This is a genomic window from Rhizobacter sp. Root404, from assembly GCF_001425865.1.
In the GTDB taxonomy this organism is placed as follows: Bacteria; Pseudomonadota; Gammaproteobacteria; order Burkholderiales; family Burkholderiaceae_C; genus LMDS01.
Window position 1 is genome coordinate 669807 of sequence record NZ_LMDS01000005.1, and the last position, 17929, is coordinate 687735.

The 17929-nt window shown below is 67.6% G+C and carries 17 protein-coding genes and 1 tRNA gene; 7 read left to right on the forward strand and 11 right to left on the reverse strand.

The window, feature by feature from the left end; genetic code table 11:
* Nucleotides 1-13 precede the first annotated feature (13 nt).
* From ASC76_RS17245 to ASC76_RS17265, 5 genes are read right to left on the reverse strand one after another with little or no spacing between them, the layout of a single operon-like run.
* Nucleotides 14-784, reverse strand: coding sequence for a zinc-dependent peptidase (locus ASC76_RS17245; RefSeq protein ID WP_056469067.1), 771 nt, complete (start codon nucleotides 782-784; stop codon nucleotides 14-16).
* Nucleotides 785-791: 7 nt separating this feature from the next.
* On the reverse strand, nucleotides 792-1592 hold the full coding sequence (locus ASC76_RS17250; protein WP_056469070.1) for a UDP-2,3-diacylglucosamine diphosphatase: 801 nt from the start codon (nucleotides 1590-1592) through the stop codon (nucleotides 792-794).
* Nucleotides 1593-1605: 13 nt separating this feature from the next.
* Complete coding sequence (locus ASC76_RS17255) at nucleotides 1606-2109, reverse strand: peptidylprolyl isomerase (RefSeq protein ID WP_056469073.1); 504 nt, start codon at nucleotides 2107-2109, stop codon at nucleotides 1606-1608.
* 2 nt (nucleotides 2110-2111) lie between these two features.
* A complete protein-coding gene (locus tag ASC76_RS17260; protein WP_056469076.1) occupies nucleotides 2112-2684 on the reverse strand; it encodes a peptidylprolyl isomerase in 573 nt (190 codons plus the stop codon).
* Nucleotides 2681-3259 carry a tetratricopeptide repeat protein gene (locus ASC76_RS17265; RefSeq protein WP_056469079.1) on the reverse strand — a complete coding sequence of 193 codons (579 nt, stop codon included), beginning with the start codon at nucleotides 3257-3259 and terminating at the stop codon, nucleotides 2681-2683. Before ASC76_RS17265 ends, ASC76_RS17260 begins: the two co-directional genes overlap by 4 nt.
* 235 nt (nucleotides 3260-3494) lie before the next feature.
* On the opposite strand from ASC76_RS17265, the gene cysS reads away from it, so the two are divergent.
* The 6 genes from cysS to ASC76_RS17295 all read left to right on the forward strand — a co-directional run bounded on the left by cysS (nucleotide 3495) and on the right by ASC76_RS17295 (nucleotide 9366).
* Complete coding sequence (gene cysS / locus ASC76_RS17270) at nucleotides 3495-4868, forward strand: cysteine--tRNA ligase (protein WP_056469082.1); 1374 nt, start codon at nucleotides 3495-3497, stop codon at nucleotides 4866-4868.
* A complete protein-coding gene (locus tag ASC76_RS17275) occupies nucleotides 4868-5536 on the forward strand; it encodes a DNA-3-methyladenine glycosylase (RefSeq protein WP_056469086.1) in 669 nt (222 codons plus the stop codon). The genes cysS and ASC76_RS17275 overlap by 1 nt, the downstream gene beginning before the upstream one ends.
* A gap of 38 nt (nucleotides 5537-5574) precedes the next feature.
* Nucleotides 5575-6546 carry an acetyl-CoA carboxylase carboxyltransferase subunit alpha gene (locus ASC76_RS17280; protein ID WP_056469090.1) on the forward strand — a complete coding sequence of 324 codons (972 nt, stop codon included), beginning with the start codon at nucleotides 5575-5577 and terminating at the stop codon, nucleotides 6544-6546.
* A 22-nt stretch (nucleotides 6547-6568) separates the two neighbouring features.
* Nucleotides 6569-7870 carry a tRNA lysidine(34) synthetase TilS gene (gene tilS / locus ASC76_RS17285; protein ID WP_056469093.1) on the forward strand — a complete coding sequence of 434 codons (1302 nt, stop codon included), beginning with the start codon at nucleotides 6569-6571 and terminating at the stop codon, nucleotides 7868-7870.
* 85 nt (nucleotides 7871-7955) lie between these two features.
* Nucleotides 7956-9224: an aspartate kinase gene (locus tag ASC76_RS17290; RefSeq protein ID WP_056469095.1), complete on the forward strand. Its 1269-nt coding sequence runs from the start codon at nucleotides 7956-7958 to the stop codon at nucleotides 9222-9224.
* Nucleotides 9225-9273: 49 nt separating this feature from the next.
* A tRNA-Ser gene (locus ASC76_RS17295) sits at nucleotides 9274-9366 on the forward strand.
* 52 nt (nucleotides 9367-9418) lie between these two features.
* Here the strand turns inward: ASC76_RS17295 and ASC76_RS17300 are convergent.
* On the reverse strand, nucleotides 9419-10168 hold the full coding sequence (locus tag ASC76_RS17300) for a DUF4397 domain-containing protein (protein WP_056469098.1): 750 nt from the start codon (nucleotides 10166-10168) through the stop codon (nucleotides 9419-9421).
* Nucleotides 10169-10293: 125 nt separating this feature from the next.
* Nucleotides 10294-10773 (reverse strand): restriction endonuclease, encoded by a 480-nt coding sequence (locus tag ASC76_RS17305; RefSeq protein ID WP_056469101.1) that lies wholly within the window; start codon nucleotides 10771-10773, stop codon nucleotides 10294-10296.
* A 97-nt stretch (nucleotides 10774-10870) separates the two neighbouring features.
* On the opposite strand from ASC76_RS17305, the gene ASC76_RS17310 reads away from it, so the two are divergent.
* Nucleotides 10871-12010, forward strand: a complete 1140-nt coding sequence (locus ASC76_RS17310; RefSeq protein WP_082549238.1) for a PA0069 family radical SAM protein — start codon at nucleotides 10871-10873, stop codon at nucleotides 12008-12010.
* Nucleotides 12011-12019: 9 nt separating this feature from the next.
* Here the strand turns inward: ASC76_RS17310 and ASC76_RS17315 are convergent, their stop codons facing one another.
* The 4 genes from ASC76_RS17315 to dnaK all read right to left on the reverse strand — a co-directional run bounded on the left by ASC76_RS17315 (nucleotide 12020) and on the right by dnaK (nucleotide 17895).
* A complete protein-coding gene (locus ASC76_RS17315; protein WP_056469108.1) occupies nucleotides 12020-12928 on the reverse strand; it encodes a cation diffusion facilitator family transporter in 909 nt (302 codons plus the stop codon).
* Nucleotides 12929-12965: 37 nt separating this feature from the next.
* Nucleotides 12966-14639, reverse strand: a complete 1674-nt coding sequence (locus ASC76_RS17320; protein WP_235580496.1) for a phosphoethanolamine transferase — start codon at nucleotides 14637-14639, stop codon at nucleotides 12966-12968.
* Nucleotides 14640-14691: 52 nt separating this feature from the next.
* On the reverse strand, nucleotides 14692-15843 hold the full coding sequence (gene dnaJ, locus ASC76_RS17325) for a molecular chaperone DnaJ (protein ID WP_056469111.1): 1152 nt from the start codon (nucleotides 15841-15843) through the stop codon (nucleotides 14692-14694).
* 105 nt (nucleotides 15844-15948) lie between these two features.
* A complete protein-coding gene (gene dnaK / locus ASC76_RS17330) occupies nucleotides 15949-17895 on the reverse strand; it encodes a molecular chaperone DnaK (protein ID WP_056469114.1) in 1947 nt (648 codons plus the stop codon).
* Nucleotides 17896-17929: the final 34 nt, after the last annotated feature.

Consider the following 17929-nt stretch of genomic DNA (forward strand, 5'->3'; position numbering starts at 1 on the left):
TCATGGCCAGGCGTCAGGCGTGGGCCGCCGGGTCCTGGCCGAAGAAGCCGCGCAGCAGCTCGTAGAAGCGCGGGTGCTCGGCGCGCAAGTCATGCGGCGCGACGAAAAATGCCTCGGAGGCGACCGCGAAGAATTCCTCCGGCGCCTCGGCGGCGTAGGGGTCGAGCAGCGTGTCTTCTCTCGCGTCGACCCGCTGGCAGAACCCGTCGTACTCCAAATCCAGCAGCGCGATCCAGGCATCCTGGCTCGCGCGGTCGGGCAGCGGCGGGACGCCGTCGGCGGCCCCGTCGCGCATGTCCAGCACGTGGACGAACTCATGCACCACGACGTTGTAGCCGTCGTCAGCGGATTCGCCAGCCTCGTCGACATCGCGCCAGGCCAGCATGACCGGGCCGCCATGCATGGCTTCCCCGGTCAGCTCTTCCTCGTACTGGTGAACGACGCCGGCGTCGTCGACGTGCTCGCGCTGCGCGACCACCGCATCGGCGTGCACGACGATGCCCTTGAAGCCGTCGAACCAGTGCAAGCCGAGACGCAGCACCGGAAGACACGCTTGCGCCGCGATCGCGACCGCCATCTCGTCGTCGACTTCGAGGCCATGCGCGCCGGTGAACTCCTTGTCCGCGAGGAACAGCGTGGTCATCTCGCGCAGCGTCGCGAGGTCGTTCGCGTCGCGCCAGGTCAGAAAATGGAAGCGCGCGAGCGTCAGCGCCCACAGCGCGTCGGGAATCGCGCGCCGCTCGAGCGTGCGCGCCCTGCGCCAGCGCGTCAGCCAGTCGCGCATGCGGACCTCAACGCGTGCCGACGACGACGGCGGCGACGGCGGGTGGCATCCGCGTCCAGCGATTGCCCGCTTCCCAGCGCAGCACTTCCGCGCGAGGTGCGCCGGCGTGGTCGAGATCCCAGTCGCTCAGCACGTGGCGCACGGTGCCCGGTCCCCATGTCTCGGTCGCTGGGCGGTGGGTGTGCCCGTGGACCAGCGTGGTGGCCCCGCTCTCGGTCATGGCATGCAACGCGGTGGGCGGATCGACGTCGAACCATTCGCCTTCATGTTCCATCGCCTGGCGCTCACTCTCCGAACGGAGCCCGCGCGCCATCAGGCGCCGCTCCGCCAGCGGGCGTGCCAGCACCTGAGCCTGCCAGCCCGGATCGCGCACCTGGCGGCGGAACTGCTGGTAAGGCAGGTCGCCGATGCACCAGGCATCGCCATGGGTCAACAGCGTGCGTTCGCCGAACGCGGCGAGCACCGTCGGATCGGCCAGCGGCACGACGCCGCACGCGGCGAGCATCTCGTCGCCCAGCAGGAAGTCGCGGTTGCCGACCATGAAGTGAACCGGCCGGCGTGACGCCGCCGCGGTGAGCACGGCCGCGCCACGGGCCTCGAAGCCTTCGTGGCGCGCGTCGTCGCCGATCCAGGCCTCGAACAGGTCGCCGAGGATGAACACCGTATCGGCCGCGGTGTTCAGCAAGTAGGCCTGCCACGCGTCGAAGGTGCGAGGCGTCTCCGCGGCGAGGTGCAGATCGCTGATGAAATCGATCCGCTGCCAGGCTGCCGGTGCGGCGATCTCGCGCGCCACGAGCGCGTCGGTCACGGCGCGGGCGGGTTCAGGCGACGCGCGACGCCTTGACGATCACGACGTCCTCGAGCGGGACGTCCCCGTGGCCGCCCTTGCTGCCGGTGCGGACCTTCTCGATCGCGTCGACGACCTCGCTGCCCGACACGACCTTCGCGAACACCGCGTAGCCCCAGCCCGAGGCGGTCTCGGCCGTGAAGTTCAGGAAGTTGTTGTCGGTCGCGTTGATGAAGAACTGCGAGCTCGCCGAATGCGGCGCCGAGGTGCGGGCCATCGCCAGCGTGTAGCGGTCGTTCTTCAGGCCGTTGCTGGCCTCGTTCTGGATCGTCGCGCGGGTGGACTTCTGGCGCATGCCGGGTTCGAAGCCGCCGCCCTGGATCATGAACCCGGGGATCACGCGGTGGAAGATCGTGCCGTCGTAGTGGCCGGCGTCCACGTACTCGAGGAAGTTCTTCGACGAGATCGGTGCCTTGGCCTCGTCGAGTTCGACGCGGATCGTGCCCTTGCTGGTTTCGAGGTCGACTTGGGTGCTCATGGTCATTTCTCCAGGGTGGCTTTCTTGATGGTGATCGGCGTGGTCGGGACGTCGTCGTGCGGCGGCCGGCTGCCGGTGGGCGTCTCGCGGATCTTGTCGACCACGTCCATGCCCGAGACGACCTTGCCGAACACGGCGTAGCCGTTGCCGTCGCGCGCGTTCGCGGCGTCGAGACGCGGGTTGTCCTGCACGTTGATGAAAAACTGCGCGGTGGCCGAGTTGGGGTCGCCGGTGCGCGCCATCGCGACGCTGCCGCGCACGTTGCTCAGGCCGTTGCGGCTCTCGAGCGGGATCGGCTCGCGCGTCGTCTTCTCCTTCATGTCCGCGGTCATGCCGCCGCCCTGGATCATGAAGCTCGGGATCACGCGGTGGAAGATCGTGCCGTCGTAGTGGCCGGCCTTGACGTACTTGACGAAGTTGTCGACGGTCTTGGGCGCCTTGGCCGCGTCGAGCTCGATCACGATGTCGCCCGAGGTCGTCACGAGCTTGACCTTCTGCGCCTGCGCGGCCAGGCCGCTGCACAACGCGAACACCACTGCAGCGCGGCCGACAAAACGGAGGGGATTCAGGTTCATGGGGTTCCTTTCGAGGTCGAGGCGGCGGACGCGGCCGAGGCGACGGGCGCCGCACGCTTGTAGAGGTCGCGCACCAGCGCCAGCTTCGGCGCGACGGTCGCGTTCGCCGGGTCGAGTTTCTGCGCGCGCGCGTACGACTGCGCGGCCAGCGCGGCGTACACGTCGCCCAGGTTCTCGTGCGCGGTCGCGTAGTTCGGGTTCATGCGCAACGCCTGCTCGAGCGCTGCGCGTGCCTTCGCGTAGTCGCCTTGCGCCGCGTACAGCGCGGCGAGGTTGTTGTACGGTTCCGGCAGGTCGGGAAACTCGTCGCTGAGCTTCTGGAACACCGCGATCGCTTCCATGTTGCGCTTCGCGTCGGTCAGCATCACGCCCTTCAGGAAACGCATCTGCGGATCGCGCGGGTTGGTCGCCAAAGCCTGGTCGACCCGCTGCATGGCCGTGGCGGCCTGGCCGGCATAGTAGAGGCGCTGCACATCGGCCAGTTCGTCGGCGCGCGCAGGGAACGCCGCCGCGACGAGCACTGCCAGCAGGAGGCGGGCGAGCAGGCGGCGCGAAGTGAACGGCGTGTGATGCATGGGTACGAAAGGGGGCGGGCAGGGCGTCGCGTGGCGTCGCCGGCCGCGCCGGCGTGCAGCGATTGTCAGGCTGCCCGCTATACTGAAACGATTGTAGTGCAGGCCTTCTGGCCGAGACGCGCGCGGTGCGAGCCGCACGTGGCCTGTGGCCCGGAGTTGCACGACACCCCAACGAGAATCTGGTTACCCGACCGGGCATTGCCACGATGCGCCGGTCCGAAAGTGCCATCGGTCCATGACGCTACGCATTTACAACACGCTCTCGCGGCAACTCGAGACCTTCACGCCGATCGAGCCGAACCACGTCCGCATGTACGTCTGCGGCATCACGGTGTACGACCTCTGCCACGTCGGCCACGCGCGGATGATGATCGCGTTCGACCTGATCTACCGCTGGCTGCGCACGCTCGGTTTTCAGGTCACCTACGTGCGCAACATCACCGACATCGACGACAAGATCATCCGCCGCGCGGTCGAGCGTGGCATGCCGTTGCGCGCGTTGACCGACGAGATGGTCGGCGAGATGCACGCCGACCTCGACGCGCTCGGCGTGCTGCGTCCGACCCACGAGCCGCGCGCGACCGAATTCGTGCCGCAGATGCTGTCGATGATCGGCCGGCTCCAAAGTCGTGGCCTGGCCTACCAGTCACCGAACGGGGACGTCAACTACGCGGTTCGCAAGTTCCCCGGCTACGGCAAGCTCTCGGGGAAGTCGATCGACGAGCTTCGTTCGGGCGAACGCGTGGCGGTGCTCGACGGCAAGGACGACCCGCTCGACTTCGTGCTGTGGAAGGCGGCCAAGCCCGAGGAGCCGGCCGACGCGAAATACGAGTCCGGCTACGGCCCCGGCCGTCCCGGCTGGCACATCGAATGCTCCGCGATGGCATGCGCGCTGCTCGGCGAGCAATTCGACCTCCATGGCGGCGGCGCGGACCTGCAGTTCCCGCACCACGAGAACGAGATCGCCCAAAGCGAAGGCGCGACCGGGCGACCGCCGGCGACCGTCTGGGCGCACAACGGCCTGCTCAATGTCGACCAGGTGAAGATGTCGAAGTCGCTCGGCAACTTCTTCACCATCCGCGACGTGATGAAGCGGTACGACGGCGAGACGATCCGCTTCTTCATGCTGCGCACCCATTACCGCAGCCCGTTCAACTTCAGCGACGCGAGCCTGGATGACGCACGCGCGTCGCTGCGCCGCCTGTACACCGCGCTCGAGGGGCTGGACGTCGCGGACGCCGCCATCGATTGGCAGCAGCCGCAGGCCGCGACCCTTCGTGCGGCGATGAACGACGACTTCAACACCCCGATCGCGGTCGCCGTGCTGTTCGAACTGGCCAATGAACTCAACCGCACGCGGGCGCTCGACACCGCCGCGCTGCTGAAGGCGCTGGCCGCGACGCTGGGTGTGTTGCAGCAGTCGCCGCGCACCTACCTGCAATCGGGCAGCGGCGTCGACGAGGTCGACATCGCCGCGCGCATCGCCGCGCGCGACGCCGCCAAGAAGGCGCGCGACTTCGCGCTGGCCGATCAGATCCGCCAGGAGTTGCTCGCGCAGGGCATCGCGCTGAAGGACTCGGCCAGCGGCACCACCTGGGTCAAGGCCTGATGTCGACGCGCGCGGTCAGGGCCGAACCTGCGGCCGAGGTCACGCCCGACTACTGGGACGAAGCCTGCCGCCACCTCGGCAAGCGCGACCGCGTGATGCGCAAGTTGATCCCGCAGCTCGGCGAAGGCCGGCTGCAGAGCCGCGGCGACGCGTTCACGACGCTGGCACGGTCGATTGTCGGCCAGCAGATCTCCGTGGCCGCGGCGCAATCGGTGTGGAACCGCTTCGCTGCGCTGATGCAGGGTCCGTCGACCCGGCTGGCGCCCGCGTCGGTGCTGGCGCTGGAGACCACGACGATCCGCGGCGCCGGCCTGTCGGCGCGCAAGGTCGAGTACCTGTGCGATCTGGCGGCTCACTTCGAATCGGGCGCGGTTCATGTGGGCCAATGGCAGCAGATGGACGACGAAGCCATCATCGACGAGCTGGTCGCGATCCGCGGCATCGGCCGCTGGACCGCGGAGATGTTCCTGATCTTCCACCTGATGCGACCGAACGTCCTGCCGCTCGACGACGTGGGGCTGATCAAGGGCATCAGCGTCAACTACTTCAGTGGCGAGCCGGTCTCGCGGGCCGAGGCGCGCGAGGTCGGCGATGCCTGGGCGCCGTTCCGCTCGGTCGCGACCTGGTACCTCTGGCGCAGTCTCGATCCGCTGCCGGTAGACTACTGACATTGCGATAGTCGCCTTCGCCACGAAGGAATACACGAATGAGCAAACGCCATTTCCTCGAATTCGAGCAGCCGGTTGCAGAGCTCGAATCGAAGATCGAAGAGTTGCGCTATGTGCAGAGCGAATCCGCGGTCGACATCTCCGAAGAGATCGACCGGCTCGGCAAGAAGAGCCTGCAGCTGACCAAGGACATCTATTCGAGCCTGTCGCCCTGGCAGGTGACGCAGATCGCGCGGCATCCGCAGCGCCCCTACACGCTCGACTACGTCGGCGAGATCTTCACCGATTTCCAGGAACTGCACGGGGACCGCGCGTTCGCGGACGACCAGTCGATCGTCGGCGGCCTCGCGCGCTTCAACGGGCAGGCCTGCATGGTGATCGGCCACCAGAAGGGCCGCGACACGAAGGAGCGCGGGCTGCGCAACTTCGGCATGTCGCGCCCGGAGGGTTACCGCAAGGCGCTGCGGCTGATGAAGCTGGCCGAGAAGTTCGGCCTGCCGGTCTTCACCTTCGTCGACACGCCGGGCGCGTACCCGGGGATCGGCGCCGAGGAGCGCGGCCAGTCGGAGGCGATCGGCCGCAACATCTTCGAGATGGCGCAACTCGAGGTGCCGATCATCGTCACGATCATCGGCGAGGGCGGCTCCGGCGGCGCGCTGGCGATCAGCGTCGGCGATCAGCTGCTGATGCTGCAGTACTCGATCTATTCGGTGATCTCGCCGGAAGGCTGTGCGTCGATCCTGTGGAAGACGTCGGAGCGTGCTTCGGATGCGGCCGATGCACTGGGCATCACCGCGCACCGGTTGAAGGCGCTCGGCCTGGTCGACAAGATCATCAACGAGCCGGTCGGCGGCGCCCACCGCGACACCAAGCAGATGGCCGCGTTCCTGAAGCGGGCGCTGAACGATGCGCTGCGCCAGGTCAGCGACCTGAAGCCGAAGGAACTGCTGCAGCGCCGCTACGAACGCCTGCAATCCTACGGCCGCTTCACCGACACCAAGGAACGCTGAGCCTGTTCGCTCGCGGCCCCCGATGACAGAGCGCCGCATCGCCGTCGCCTGCAGCGGCGGCCGCGATTCGATGGCGCTGCTGCACGCCACGGTCCGGCAGGCCGCGATCGACGACGTGCAGGTGATTGCGCTGCACGTTCACCACGGGCTGAGCCCGCACGCCGACGTCTGGCTCGAGCATGTCGAAGCGCAATGCGCGCGCTGGGCGCGGCGCGGTCTGCCGATCGCCTTCGCGGCGGCCCGCATCGTCGAACGACCCGCCCGCGGCGACAGCGTCGAGGCCTGGGCTCGGCAAGCGCGCTACCGTGCGCTGCGCGAGCTGGCGATCGCGCATGGCGCCGAGATCGTGCTGCTCGCACATCACCGGCGCGACCAGGCTGAGACCTTCCTGCTGCAGGCACTGCGCGGCGCCGGCGTGACGGGACTGGCGGGCATGCCTGGCCGGATCATGCGCGACGGCATCATCTGGCAGCGGCCGTGGCTGGAGCGGCCGCGGGCCGACATCGAGGCTTATGCGCGGCGCCATCGGCTGAAGTACATCGACGACGACAGCAACACCGATCCACGCTTTGCGCGCAACCGGCTTCGCCAGACTGTGTGGCCGGCACTCGCCGGCGCATTCGAGCAGGCAGAGGCGACGCTCGCCGACTCGGCCGCCTGGGCGCAGCAGGCGTGCGCGGTGCTCGACGAGGTGGCCGCGCACGATCTGGCGCAGGCCGCTCCGGAGCGCGAGCTGATCATCAGCCGATGGGTCGCACTGTCTCCGGCACGCCGGGGCAATGCGCTGCGCGTCTGGCTGCGTCGGGGCCTGAGCACCGCTGCGCCCGCCAGCTTGATCGAACGTTTGCTCGCGGAACTGCCCAAGGCGCGCCCGGCCCGCTGGCCGGTGCCCGGCGGCGCCCTGCGCGCCTATCGCGATCGTCTGAGCTTCTTGCCCGCCGCGGCGAGCCCGATCGCTCGCCCGCGCGAGACGAGCCTCTCCGTGCAGCGCGTCGGACGGTTCTCGCTGCCCGGGTGGGGCGGGACCCTGGCGGTGGCGCGGGTGAAGGAGGGTGGCGTGCCGCTGGCCTGGCTCGGGCGGCTCGAGCTGCAGCCGCGCGTCGGCGGCGAGACATTCCAGGCCGGCGCCGGCCGGCCGCCGCGCAGCCTGAAGAAGCAATATCAGGCCGCCGCGATCCCGGACGACGAGCGGGCCGGCCCGTTGCTCTACAGTGGCACCCAACTGGTGTTCGTACCGGGCCTCGGCATCGACGCGCGCGTGGTCGGGTTTCCGGGGCAGTCGCTGGTGTCGCTCGCGTGGCTGCCGGATTCCAGTGCGCGCTGAGGTCAGAGGGCGTCGAGCGAAACGGTAGAATCGAAGGCTCGCCTGTGCGCGAGACCTTGTCATCGCTCTCGATCAGATTCAACTCATGGCCCTCACAGTCCACAAGTACGGCGGCACCTCGATGGGCTCGCCGGAGCGCATCCGCAACGTCGCCAAGCGCGTTGCCAAATGGGCCCGCGCCGGGCACCAGATGGTGGTCGTGCCGTCGGCGATGAGCGGCGAGACCAACCGCCTGCTCGGCCTCGCGAAGGAGCTGTCTCCCGAACGCACCACCGCCCAGCTGCTGCGCGAGCTGGACATGATCGCCGCGACCGGCGAGCAGGTCTCGTCCGGACTGCTGGCGATCGCGTTGCAGGCCGAGGGCATCGATGCCGTCAGCTACGCGGGCTGGCAGGTGAAGATCGCCACCGACTCGTCGTACACCAAGGCGCGGATCGAGAGCATCGACGACGCCCGCGTACGCGCCGATCTTGCCGCCGGCAGGGTCGTCGTGATCACCGGCTTCCAGGGTGTCGATGCGGACGGCCACATCACCACGCTCGGCCGCGGCGGCTCGGACACCTCGGCCGTCGCCGTCGCGGCGGCGCTGAAGGCCGACGAGTGCCTGATCTACACCGACGTGGACGGCGTCTACACCACCGACCCCCGCATCGTCGCCGAGGCACGCCGCCTGAAGACCATCAGCTTCGAGGAAATGCTCGAGATGGCGAGCCTGGGTTCCAAAGTCCTGCAGATCCGCTCGGTCGAGTTCGCCGGCAAGTACCGCGTGCCGCTGCGCGTGCTGTCGAGCTTCACGCCCTGGGACATCGACATCGACGAGGAAGCCCGTTCGGGCACCCTGATCACCTTTGAGGAAGACGTAAAAATGGAACAAGCCGTTGTGTCCGGCATCGCCTTCAACCGCGACGAAGCCAAGATCAGCCTGCTCGGCGTGAACGACAAGCCGGGCATCGCCTTCATGATCCTCGGCCCGGTGGCCGAAGCGAATATCGATGTCGACGTGATCATCCAGAACGTCTCGCACGACGGCCGCACCGACTTCTCGTTCACCGTGCACCGCAACGACTACGCGCGCACGATGGACCTGCTCAAGACGAAGGTCGTGCCGGTCACCGGCGCGCGAGAGATCGTCGGCGACGCGAAGATCTGCAAGGTCAGCATCGTCGGCATCGGCATGCGGTCGCATGTCGGCGTCGCCAGCCGGATGTTCAGCGTCCTCAGCGAGGAGGGCATCAACATCCAGATGATCACGACGAGCGAGATCAAGACCAGCGTCGTGATCGACGAGAAGTACATGGAGCTCGCGGTGCGCGCCCTGCACAAGGCCTTCGATCTGGAACTGTCGGCCGCCTGATCGACGCCGGTTTCGCAGTTAGAATGCGGGCTGCTCAGAAACTGAGCGTGGAGTCGTGACCGAGTGGCCGAAGGTGCTCCCCTGCTAAGGGAGTATGTGGGCAAAACCTGCATCGAGGGTTCGAATCCCTCCGACTCCGCCAGACAGCATGCAAACGGGCCCTCGCGGGCCCGTTTCGCATTTCCGGTGGTCGATCAGATCGCCGCGATGGGCGTGGCGCCGGCCGTGCCTTCCACCTTCACCAGTGCGCTGACGCCGCTGGCCGTGCTCGCATCGGGCACCGTCAGGATCAGCAGGTCCTGGTTGTTCGCGAAGCTGAGTTGCCCCTTGAACAACACCGTCTTCGTGCCGGCCGAGGTGACGGTCACCTGATAGGTGCCGCCCGGGATGTCGGCCGAGTCGTTGCCGGTGGCCGGGCCGGCGGCGTTGAACGCAGTGCCGGAGATCTTGGGCGTCACGGTCGCGATGTCGGTTCCTGGCGTGTTCATGTAGACGTCGACGCTGGCGGCGTTGTACGACGCGTTCATCACGCGCAGGTGCGTGCTGTCGCTGGTGAGCGCCTTGTTGTACGGGTCGGTGATCAGGTAGGTGCCAGCGCTCGTCGCCGACGTTTGCAGCGCGACGATCGTGTACTTGGTGCCGCGCTGAGGGTCGATGCTGACCGTGCCGACCTCGACGCCGCCTACGGCTGTCTTCACCGACCAGTCCGACACACCGAGATCGACGTCGAAGTAGTTCGACGCGTATTGGTACATAACGTTGGTCGCATCCGGTTGCGCGATGGCTGCGCGGTACAGCGTCACGTTCGGCGCAGCAGGCGCGGCGTGGACGAAGCGCACGACCGGGTCGGCGACGTCGAGGCGGTCCTCGGTGTCACCGCCGCCGCACGCGGCCAATGCGGCCAAAGGGATGCATGCGAGCAGGAGCTTGTGGACGAGTTTCATGGGGTGTGGCATGGAGTTGGGAGTGACCACACTCTAGGATTCGCATCAAGCCCGCCGTGTGGGCGTGCGGCGTCGTCGCGCGTGAGCGACCGGCCAGCCGCCCTGTCGGACAAGGCGCGGCGGCGTTACGCGCCGTGACGCTTCGGGCGGGTTGATTCCAGCAGCCCGTGCAGGGCCGAGCCCTCGAGCAAGCGGACATTGCAACTGGCCGCGAGCGCGGTCGCTTCGCGCGAGAACCGACCTTCGGTGAGCATGAAGCCGCCATTGGCGCCGCACGCGGTCATTTCGCGGTGCAGTGCCTGCACGGCGTCGACTCCCACCTTCGCGACGTGCCGATGCCGGCACTGCACCAGATACGTCTCGCGATCCCGCCGCAGCGTCAGCGCCCGGATGCCCTTGCCGCCATCGATCAGCTGATAGCCCTGGCGCTGGAACGCCTGCACGACCACCGCTTCGAATTCGCGATCGGCCAGGTCCGGCGCACTCGTGCGCAGCGAAGGCGCGAGCCCGGCGTTGGCGCGGCGCTGGCGCCAGATCCACCAACCGGCGCTGGCCAGGCCGCCCAGCAGCAGCGGAACGCCAATGAGGACGGAGTTGTTCGGCATCGAGATGCAAGCATATCGAGCGTTCGCCGGGCATCGCCCGGGCGCTTGCAACAGTTGGTGCAAACCGACAGCCGCAAATACTGTATATATTTACAGCATGGATGAGAGTCGGCGAATCAGCGGCAGTGAGCGCGAGGACGCAGTGGGGCGGTCACAGGGCCCGACGAAGGGGCGGGGCACGGTGTGGGCGATCGAGCACCGCTATGCGAAGCAGTTGACCGAAGCGTACGACGACGGATGGGGCACGCTCGACCAACAGGCGAGCGAAGAGCGGGTGCCGCCTGCCACCTCGGTGATCGAGGAGCGGGTCAAGTCGATCCTGTCACGCAACGACTCGCCGGACATCGCGTTCGACCTGTCGATCAACCCGTACCGCGGCTGCGAACACGGCTGCGTCTATTGTTTCGCGCGGCCGACGCACAGCTACCTGAACCTGTCGCCGGGGCTGGATTTCGAGACCCGGATCATCGCCAAGGTCAACGCCGCCGACAAACTGCGCGAGGCGTTTTCGAGCCGCGCCTACGTGCCCAAATGGCTGAACATCGGCTCGGCGACCGACGCGTACCAGCCGGTCGAGCGCAAGCTCGGCATCACCCGGCAGGTGATCGAGGTGCTGTCGGAGTGCGCGCATCCGTTCTCGCTCGTCACCAAGTCGTCGGGCATTGAGCGCGATCTGGATCTGGTCGCGCCGATGGCGCAGAGAGGGCTGGTCGCGGTCTACGTGTCGGTGACCTCGCTCGACCCGGCGCTGGCGCGCATCCTCGAGCCGCGCGCGGCGTCGCCACAGCGCCGCCTGCGGACGATCGAGACCCTGTCGAAGGCAGGCGTACCGGTGGGTGTCAGCGTTTCGCCGCTGATCCCGTTCATCAACGAGCCCGAGCTCGAGCGCGTGCTCGAGGCCGCGGCATCGGCCGGCGCGCGCTCGGCGTTCGGGATCGTGCTGCGCCTGCCCTGGGAGGTGAACCCGATCTTTCAGCAGTGGCTCGATCAGCACTTTCCGGACCGCGCGGCGCGGGTCATGGCACGCGTGCGCGAGATGCGCGGCGGCCGTGATTACGACGCCAGCTTCGGCTCGCGCATGCAGGGCGAGGGCGTCTGGGCACAACTGCTGCAGCAGCGCCTGCGCAAGGCGATCGCGCGTTTCGGTCTCGATGGCGAGCGCATCGCGCTCGACCTGACGCAGTTCCGTCGCCCGATCAAGTCGCGCGCGGACGGTCAGCAGGACCTGTTCGGCTGAGGTCGCGCCTCAATCGCGCAAGTCGGGCTCGAAGAAGATCCACCGCGTGCTCGGGAATGCGCCGCGCAGGCTGCGCTCGACGCCGTTGATGGCCTCGATCAGCGCCACGTCCGAGGCGAGCGGGTGCATCCTCGCCTTCACCGCCACCATGATCTCGCCGCCCAGCTGCTGCGTGATCAGGCTGTACACCTGTGCCACCTGGGGCTGCGCTTCGAGGTGCGCGCGCATGGCCGCCAGCACGGCCGGCTCCGCGCTCTGGCCGACCAGCAGCGCCTTGACCTCCACGCCGACCAGCACCGCCACCAGCACCAGCAGCACGCCGATGCAGATCGAGCCGACCGCGTCCCACATCGGGTTGCCGGTGACCATCGCCAGGCCGATGAAGCCGAGCGCCAGCACGAGGCCGCCCAGGGCGGCCATGTCCTCGCCGAATATCACCAGCAGCTCGCTCTGGCGCGAGGTGCGGAACCAGCGCCACAGGCCCAGATCACCGCGCTCCTTGTTGATCTCGCGCAGCGCGCCCCACAGCGAGACCGATTCGGCCACGATGCCGAAGCTCAGGATTCCGACCGCCACCCATGCGTACTTCACCGGGCCGCTGTCGTGCAGCTTGTGCACGCCTTCGTAGATCGAGAACAGGCCGCCCATGCTGAACAGCATCAGCGCGACGATGAAGCTCCAGAAGTAGATCGCCCGGCCGTAGCCGAGCGGATGGTCCGGCGAGGCGCTGCGCTTGGCCTCCTTCAGGCCCCAGATCAGCAAGGCCTGGTTGCCGCAGTCGGCAAACGAGTGGATCGCCTCGGCCAGCATCGAGGCCGAGCCGGTGTACACCGCGCCGGCGGTCTTCGCGATCGCGATCGCGAAGTTGGCGCCGAGGGCATAGAAGATCGACCTGAGTGAATCGGCCTGCGCGGACATGGTGCTCCCGGGTTGAAGCCGGGGCGCACGCCCGTCGTCAGGGGGCGCGGCAACCGGCGAGTACGTCGAAGGGCTGTTTGTACTCGACCGCCGCAATGCCGAGGAGTCCGAGGGTCGTGTGAAAGAGGTTGTCGTGCGTCAGCGGCACGTCGCGTCTGCCCCGGACGCAGGCCGCCTGGGCGCTGGCGTGCGGCCCTTGCCACAGGATCATCGGCACGTGCTTCTGCTCGACCGGCGCGACGGCGTACGGCAGCCCGTGCAGGTAGAGGTTGTTCTCGCCGAGCGATTCGCCATGGTCGGACAGGTAGAGCATCGTCGTGTCGTAGGCCGACTGCTGGCGCAGCCAGCCGATCGTCTGGGCCAGCACGTGGTCGGTGTAGGCGATCGAGTTGTCGTAGGCATTCACGAGTGGGTCGCGCCCGCACTGCTGCAACACGTTCGTCGTGCACTCGGGCATGAACGGCTTGCGATCGGGCGGGCTGCGCTTGTAGTACGCCGGGCCGTGGCTGCCCATCTGGTGCAGCACGAGCAGTACCCCGCGCGCACGGCGGTCGGCCGGCAGGGCGGCCAGGCGCGCATCGAGGCCGTGCAGCAGCGCGGCGTCCAGGCAATCTTCGCCATCGCAGAGGTTCGCGGGCAGCGCCGGCGCGCCGGCGACGGGGTCATGCGCGAAGGCGTTCGGCACGCGCTCGCACAGGCCCTTGCAGCCGGCCTGGTTGTCGAGCCAGAGCACCGCCATGCCGGCGCGCTGCACCAGGTCGAGCAGGTTCTCGTGGTCGCGATCGCGATACTCGAAGCCCTGCTTGCCGAGCGACGAGAACATGCACGGCAACGACGCCGCCGTGTTGGTGCCGCAGGACATGACCTGGCGGAAGCTGGTGACGTCGAGCTTGGCGAGTTCGGGGTTGGTCGGCCGCGCGTAACCGTTGAGCGCGAAGTGATCGGCCCGCGCAGTCTCGCCGACGACGACCACCACCAGCGGCGGCTTGCCGCCCGGCGCACGTGCCAGCACGCGTGCGTCGGTACCGATCGCGAGCGGCGGGCCGGCAGGACGCGCCTGCGACTTCAGGCCCAGGTCGACCAGCGCGTAGAGCGAATTCACCGGATTGATCAGGTAGCGCATCGACTTGTGGTTGCGCATCGTCGCCGACAGGTCGGCGAACAGCGCGAACAGCAACGCGGCCAGCACGATCACCAGCGCGAGCAGGCCGGCGAGGTTGCGACCGGCTTGCCGCAGCAGGCCCAGTCCCCGCACCGGCGCGCGCCAGAGCAGCAGGAGCGGCAACCCGGCCATCAGCACCACGCTGCCGAGCATGCGCAGGTTCAGCAGGTCGCGCACCTCGCGCGGGTCGGTCTGCACGACGTTGGTCATCATCGTGGTGTCGATGACCACGCCATAGCTGCCCATGAAGTGCGCACCGAACGCGGCGGCGAGCAGCATGAAGGCGATCGCGGGCTTGATCGTGGCACGCCAGGCGAACAGCGTCAGCAGCAGCGCGGTGACCGCGGCGACCATCGCGGCGAAGCCGATCAAGAACAGCGCACCCCGGGCCGACTGGGTCTCGGGCAACGCCAGCAGCGCCTGCCACAGCGGCCAGTTCGGCAGCGCAGCAATCCACAGGCCCGCCAGCACCGCCAGCGTCCACGGATTCCAGCCGCCGCCCGCAGCGGCGCTGCTGGACAAGCCGGAGAAGGTCGTGCGCTGCGTCATGCCCGTGATTGTCCGTCGGCCGGCCGTCCAGGCCGACCGGACAGCCGGCGATTTACTTGAACAGGTCCTTGACGCGGTCGGTCCAGGTCTTGGCGTTCGGCGAATGCCGGTCGCCCGACTTGCGGAACGACTCGTCCAGTTCCTTCAGCAGCTTGCGCTGGTGTTCGGTCAGCTTGATCGGCGTCTCGACGCTCACGTGGCAGTACAGGTCACCCGGGTAGCTCGAACGCACGCCCTTGATGCCCTTGCCGCGCAGGCGGAAAGTCTTGCCGTGCTGCGTGCCCTCGGGCAGCTCGATCTCGGCCTTGCCGCCGAGCGTGGGCACCTCGATCTCGCCGCCCAGCGCAGCGGTCGTCAGGCCGACCGGCACGGTGCAGTGCAGGTCGTCGCCGTCGCGCTCGAAGATCTCGTGCTGCTTGATCCGGATCTCGATGTAGAGGTCACCCGCCGGCCCGCCGTTCGTGCCCGGCTCGCCGTTGCCGCTGGAGCGGATGCGCATGCCCTCGTTGATGCCGGCGGGGATCTTCACCTCCAGCGTCTTGTTCTTCTTGATCCGGCCCTGGCCGCTGCAGGTGGTGCAGGGCTCGGGGATGATCTTCCCGGTGCCGTGGCAGTGCGGGCAGGTCTGCTGGATGCTGAAGAAGCCCTGGCGCATGTGCACCGTGCCCTGGCCGTGGCAGGTGCTGCAGGTCTTGGGCGAGGTGCCGGGCTTGGCGCCGCTGCCTTTGCAGGTCTCGCAGGTCTCGTACGACGGGATGCGGATCTGGGTTTCCTTGCCGTGCGCCGCTTCCTCGAGCGTGATCTCCATCGCATAGCTCAGGTCGCTGCCGCGGAACACCTGCTGACCGCCACCGCGGCGCTGCCCGCCCGCAGCTGCGCCGCCGAAGATGTCGCCGAAGATGTCGCCGAAGGCCTCGGCGAAGCCACCGAACCCTTCCGCGCCCGGGCCGCCGGCACCACGGCCCATGTTCGGGTCCACGCCGGCGTGACCGTACTGGTCGTAGGCGGCCCGCTTTTGCGGGTCGGTGAGCATCTCGTAGGCCTCCTTGGCCTCCTTGAACTTCTCTTCCGACTTCTTCGCGTCGTCACCCTGATTGCGGTCGGGGTGGTGCTTCATCGCGAGCTTGCGATAGGCCTTCTTGATGTCGTCTTCGCTGGCGTTCTTCGCCACCCCCAGCGTTTCGTAGTAGTCGCGTTTGGCCATGAAATCCGGGCTCCGTCGATTCGGTATTCGCTTCAAACACCAACGCCGGTTCCGGTCGGAGCCGCGTGCTCCGCCCGAAACCGGCGAGGGTCAGTGATGGGCCAATCAGCCCTTCTTGACTTCCTTGAACTCGGCGTCGACGACGTTGTCGTCGGCCGCCGGCTTCGCGGAGGCGGCCTCGGCCTGCGGCTGTGCCTGGTCCCCGGCACCCGCCGCAGCGGCTGCGGCCTGCGACTCGGCGTAGATCTTCTCGCCCAGCTTCTGGCTCGAGGTCATCAGCGCCTCGGTCTTGGCCTCGATCTCGGCCTTGTCCTCGCTCTTCAGCGATTCCTCGGCGTCCTTCAGGGCAGCCTCGACCTTCTCCTTCTCGCCGGCCTCGAGCTTGTCGCCATGCTCGGCCAGGCTCTTCTTGACGCTGTGGATCATCGCGTCGGCCGAGTTGCGGGCCTGGATCAGCTCGAGCTTCTTCTTGTCGTCGGCCGCGTTCATCTCGGCGTCCTTGACCATCTGCTCGATCTCGGCCTCGCTCAGGCCCGAGTTGGCCTTGATCGTGATCTTGTTTTCCTTGCCGGTGCCCTTGTCCTTCGCGCCGACGTGCAGGATGCCGTTCGCGTCGATGTCGAAGCTGACCTCGATCTGCGGCATGCCGCGCGGCGACGGCGGGATGCCTTCGAGGTTGAACTCGCCCAGGCTCTTGTTGCCCGAGGCCATCTCGCGCTCGCCCTGGTAGACCTTGATCGTCACGGCCGGCTGGTTGTCGTCGGCGGTGCTGAACACCTGCGCGAACTTGGTCGGGATCGTGGTGTTCTTCTTGATCATCTTGGTCATCACGCCGCCGAGCGTCTCGATGCCCAGCGACAACGGCGTCACGTCGAGCAGCAGCACGTCCTTGCGGTCGCCGGCCAGCACCTGACCCTGGATTGCGGCGCCGACGGCGACCGCCTCGTCAGGGTTCACGTCCTTGCGCGGCTCCTTGCCGAACAGCTCCTTGACCTTCTCCTGCACCTTGGGCATGCGGGTCATGCCGCCGACCAGGATCACGTCGTTGATCGCGCCGACAGCCACACCGGCATCCTTGATCGCGGTGCGGCACGGGGCGATCGTGCGCTCGATCAGGTCCTCGACCAGGGCCTCGAGCTTGGCGCGCGTCAGCTTGATGTTCAGGTGCTTCGGGCCCGAGGCATCGGCCGTCACGTACGGCAGGTTGATGTCGGTCTGGGTGCTGCTCGACAGTTCGATCTTGGCCTTCTCGGCGGCTTCCTTCAGACGCTGCAGCGCGAGCACGTCCTTGGTCAGGTCGACGCCTTGCTCTTTCTTGAACTCGGTGACGATGTAATCGATGATGCGCTGGTCGAAGTCTTCGCCGCCCAGGAAGGTGTCGCCGTTGGTCGACAGCACCTCGAACTGCTTCTCGCCGTCCACATCGGCGATCTCGATGATCGAGATGTCGAACGTGCCGCCGCCCAGGTCGTACACGGCGATCTTGCGGTCGCCCTTCTCGTTCTTGTCGAGGCCGAACGCGAGCGCGGCCGCGGTCGGCTCGTTGATGATGCGCTTGACGTCCAGGCCGGCAATGCGCCCGGCGTCCTTGGTGGCCTGGCGCTGCGCGTCATTGAAGTACGCGGGCACGGTAATCACGGCCTCGGTGACAGTCTCGCCGAGGTAGTCCTCAGCCGTCTTCTTCATCTTGCGCAGCGTCTCGGCGCTGACCTGCTGCGGTGCGAGCTTGGTGCCGCGCACCTCGACCCACGCGTCGCCGTTGTCGGCCGCGACGATCTTGTAGGGCATCAGGTCGATGTCCTTCTGCACTTCCTTCTCGGTGAACTTGCGGCCGATCAGGCGCTTCACCGCGTACAGCGTGTTCTTCGGGTTGGTGACGGCCTGGCGCTTGGCCGAGGCGCCGACGAGGATCTCGCCGTCTTCCTGGTACGCGACGATCGACGGCGTGGTGCGCGCACCCTCGCTGTTCTCGATCACCTTGGTGGTGTTGCCTTCCATGATCGACACGCACGAGTTGGTGGTGCCGAGGTCGATGCCGATGATTTTGGCCATGATGGTGTGCTCCTGGAGACTGGATTAAGTTGTT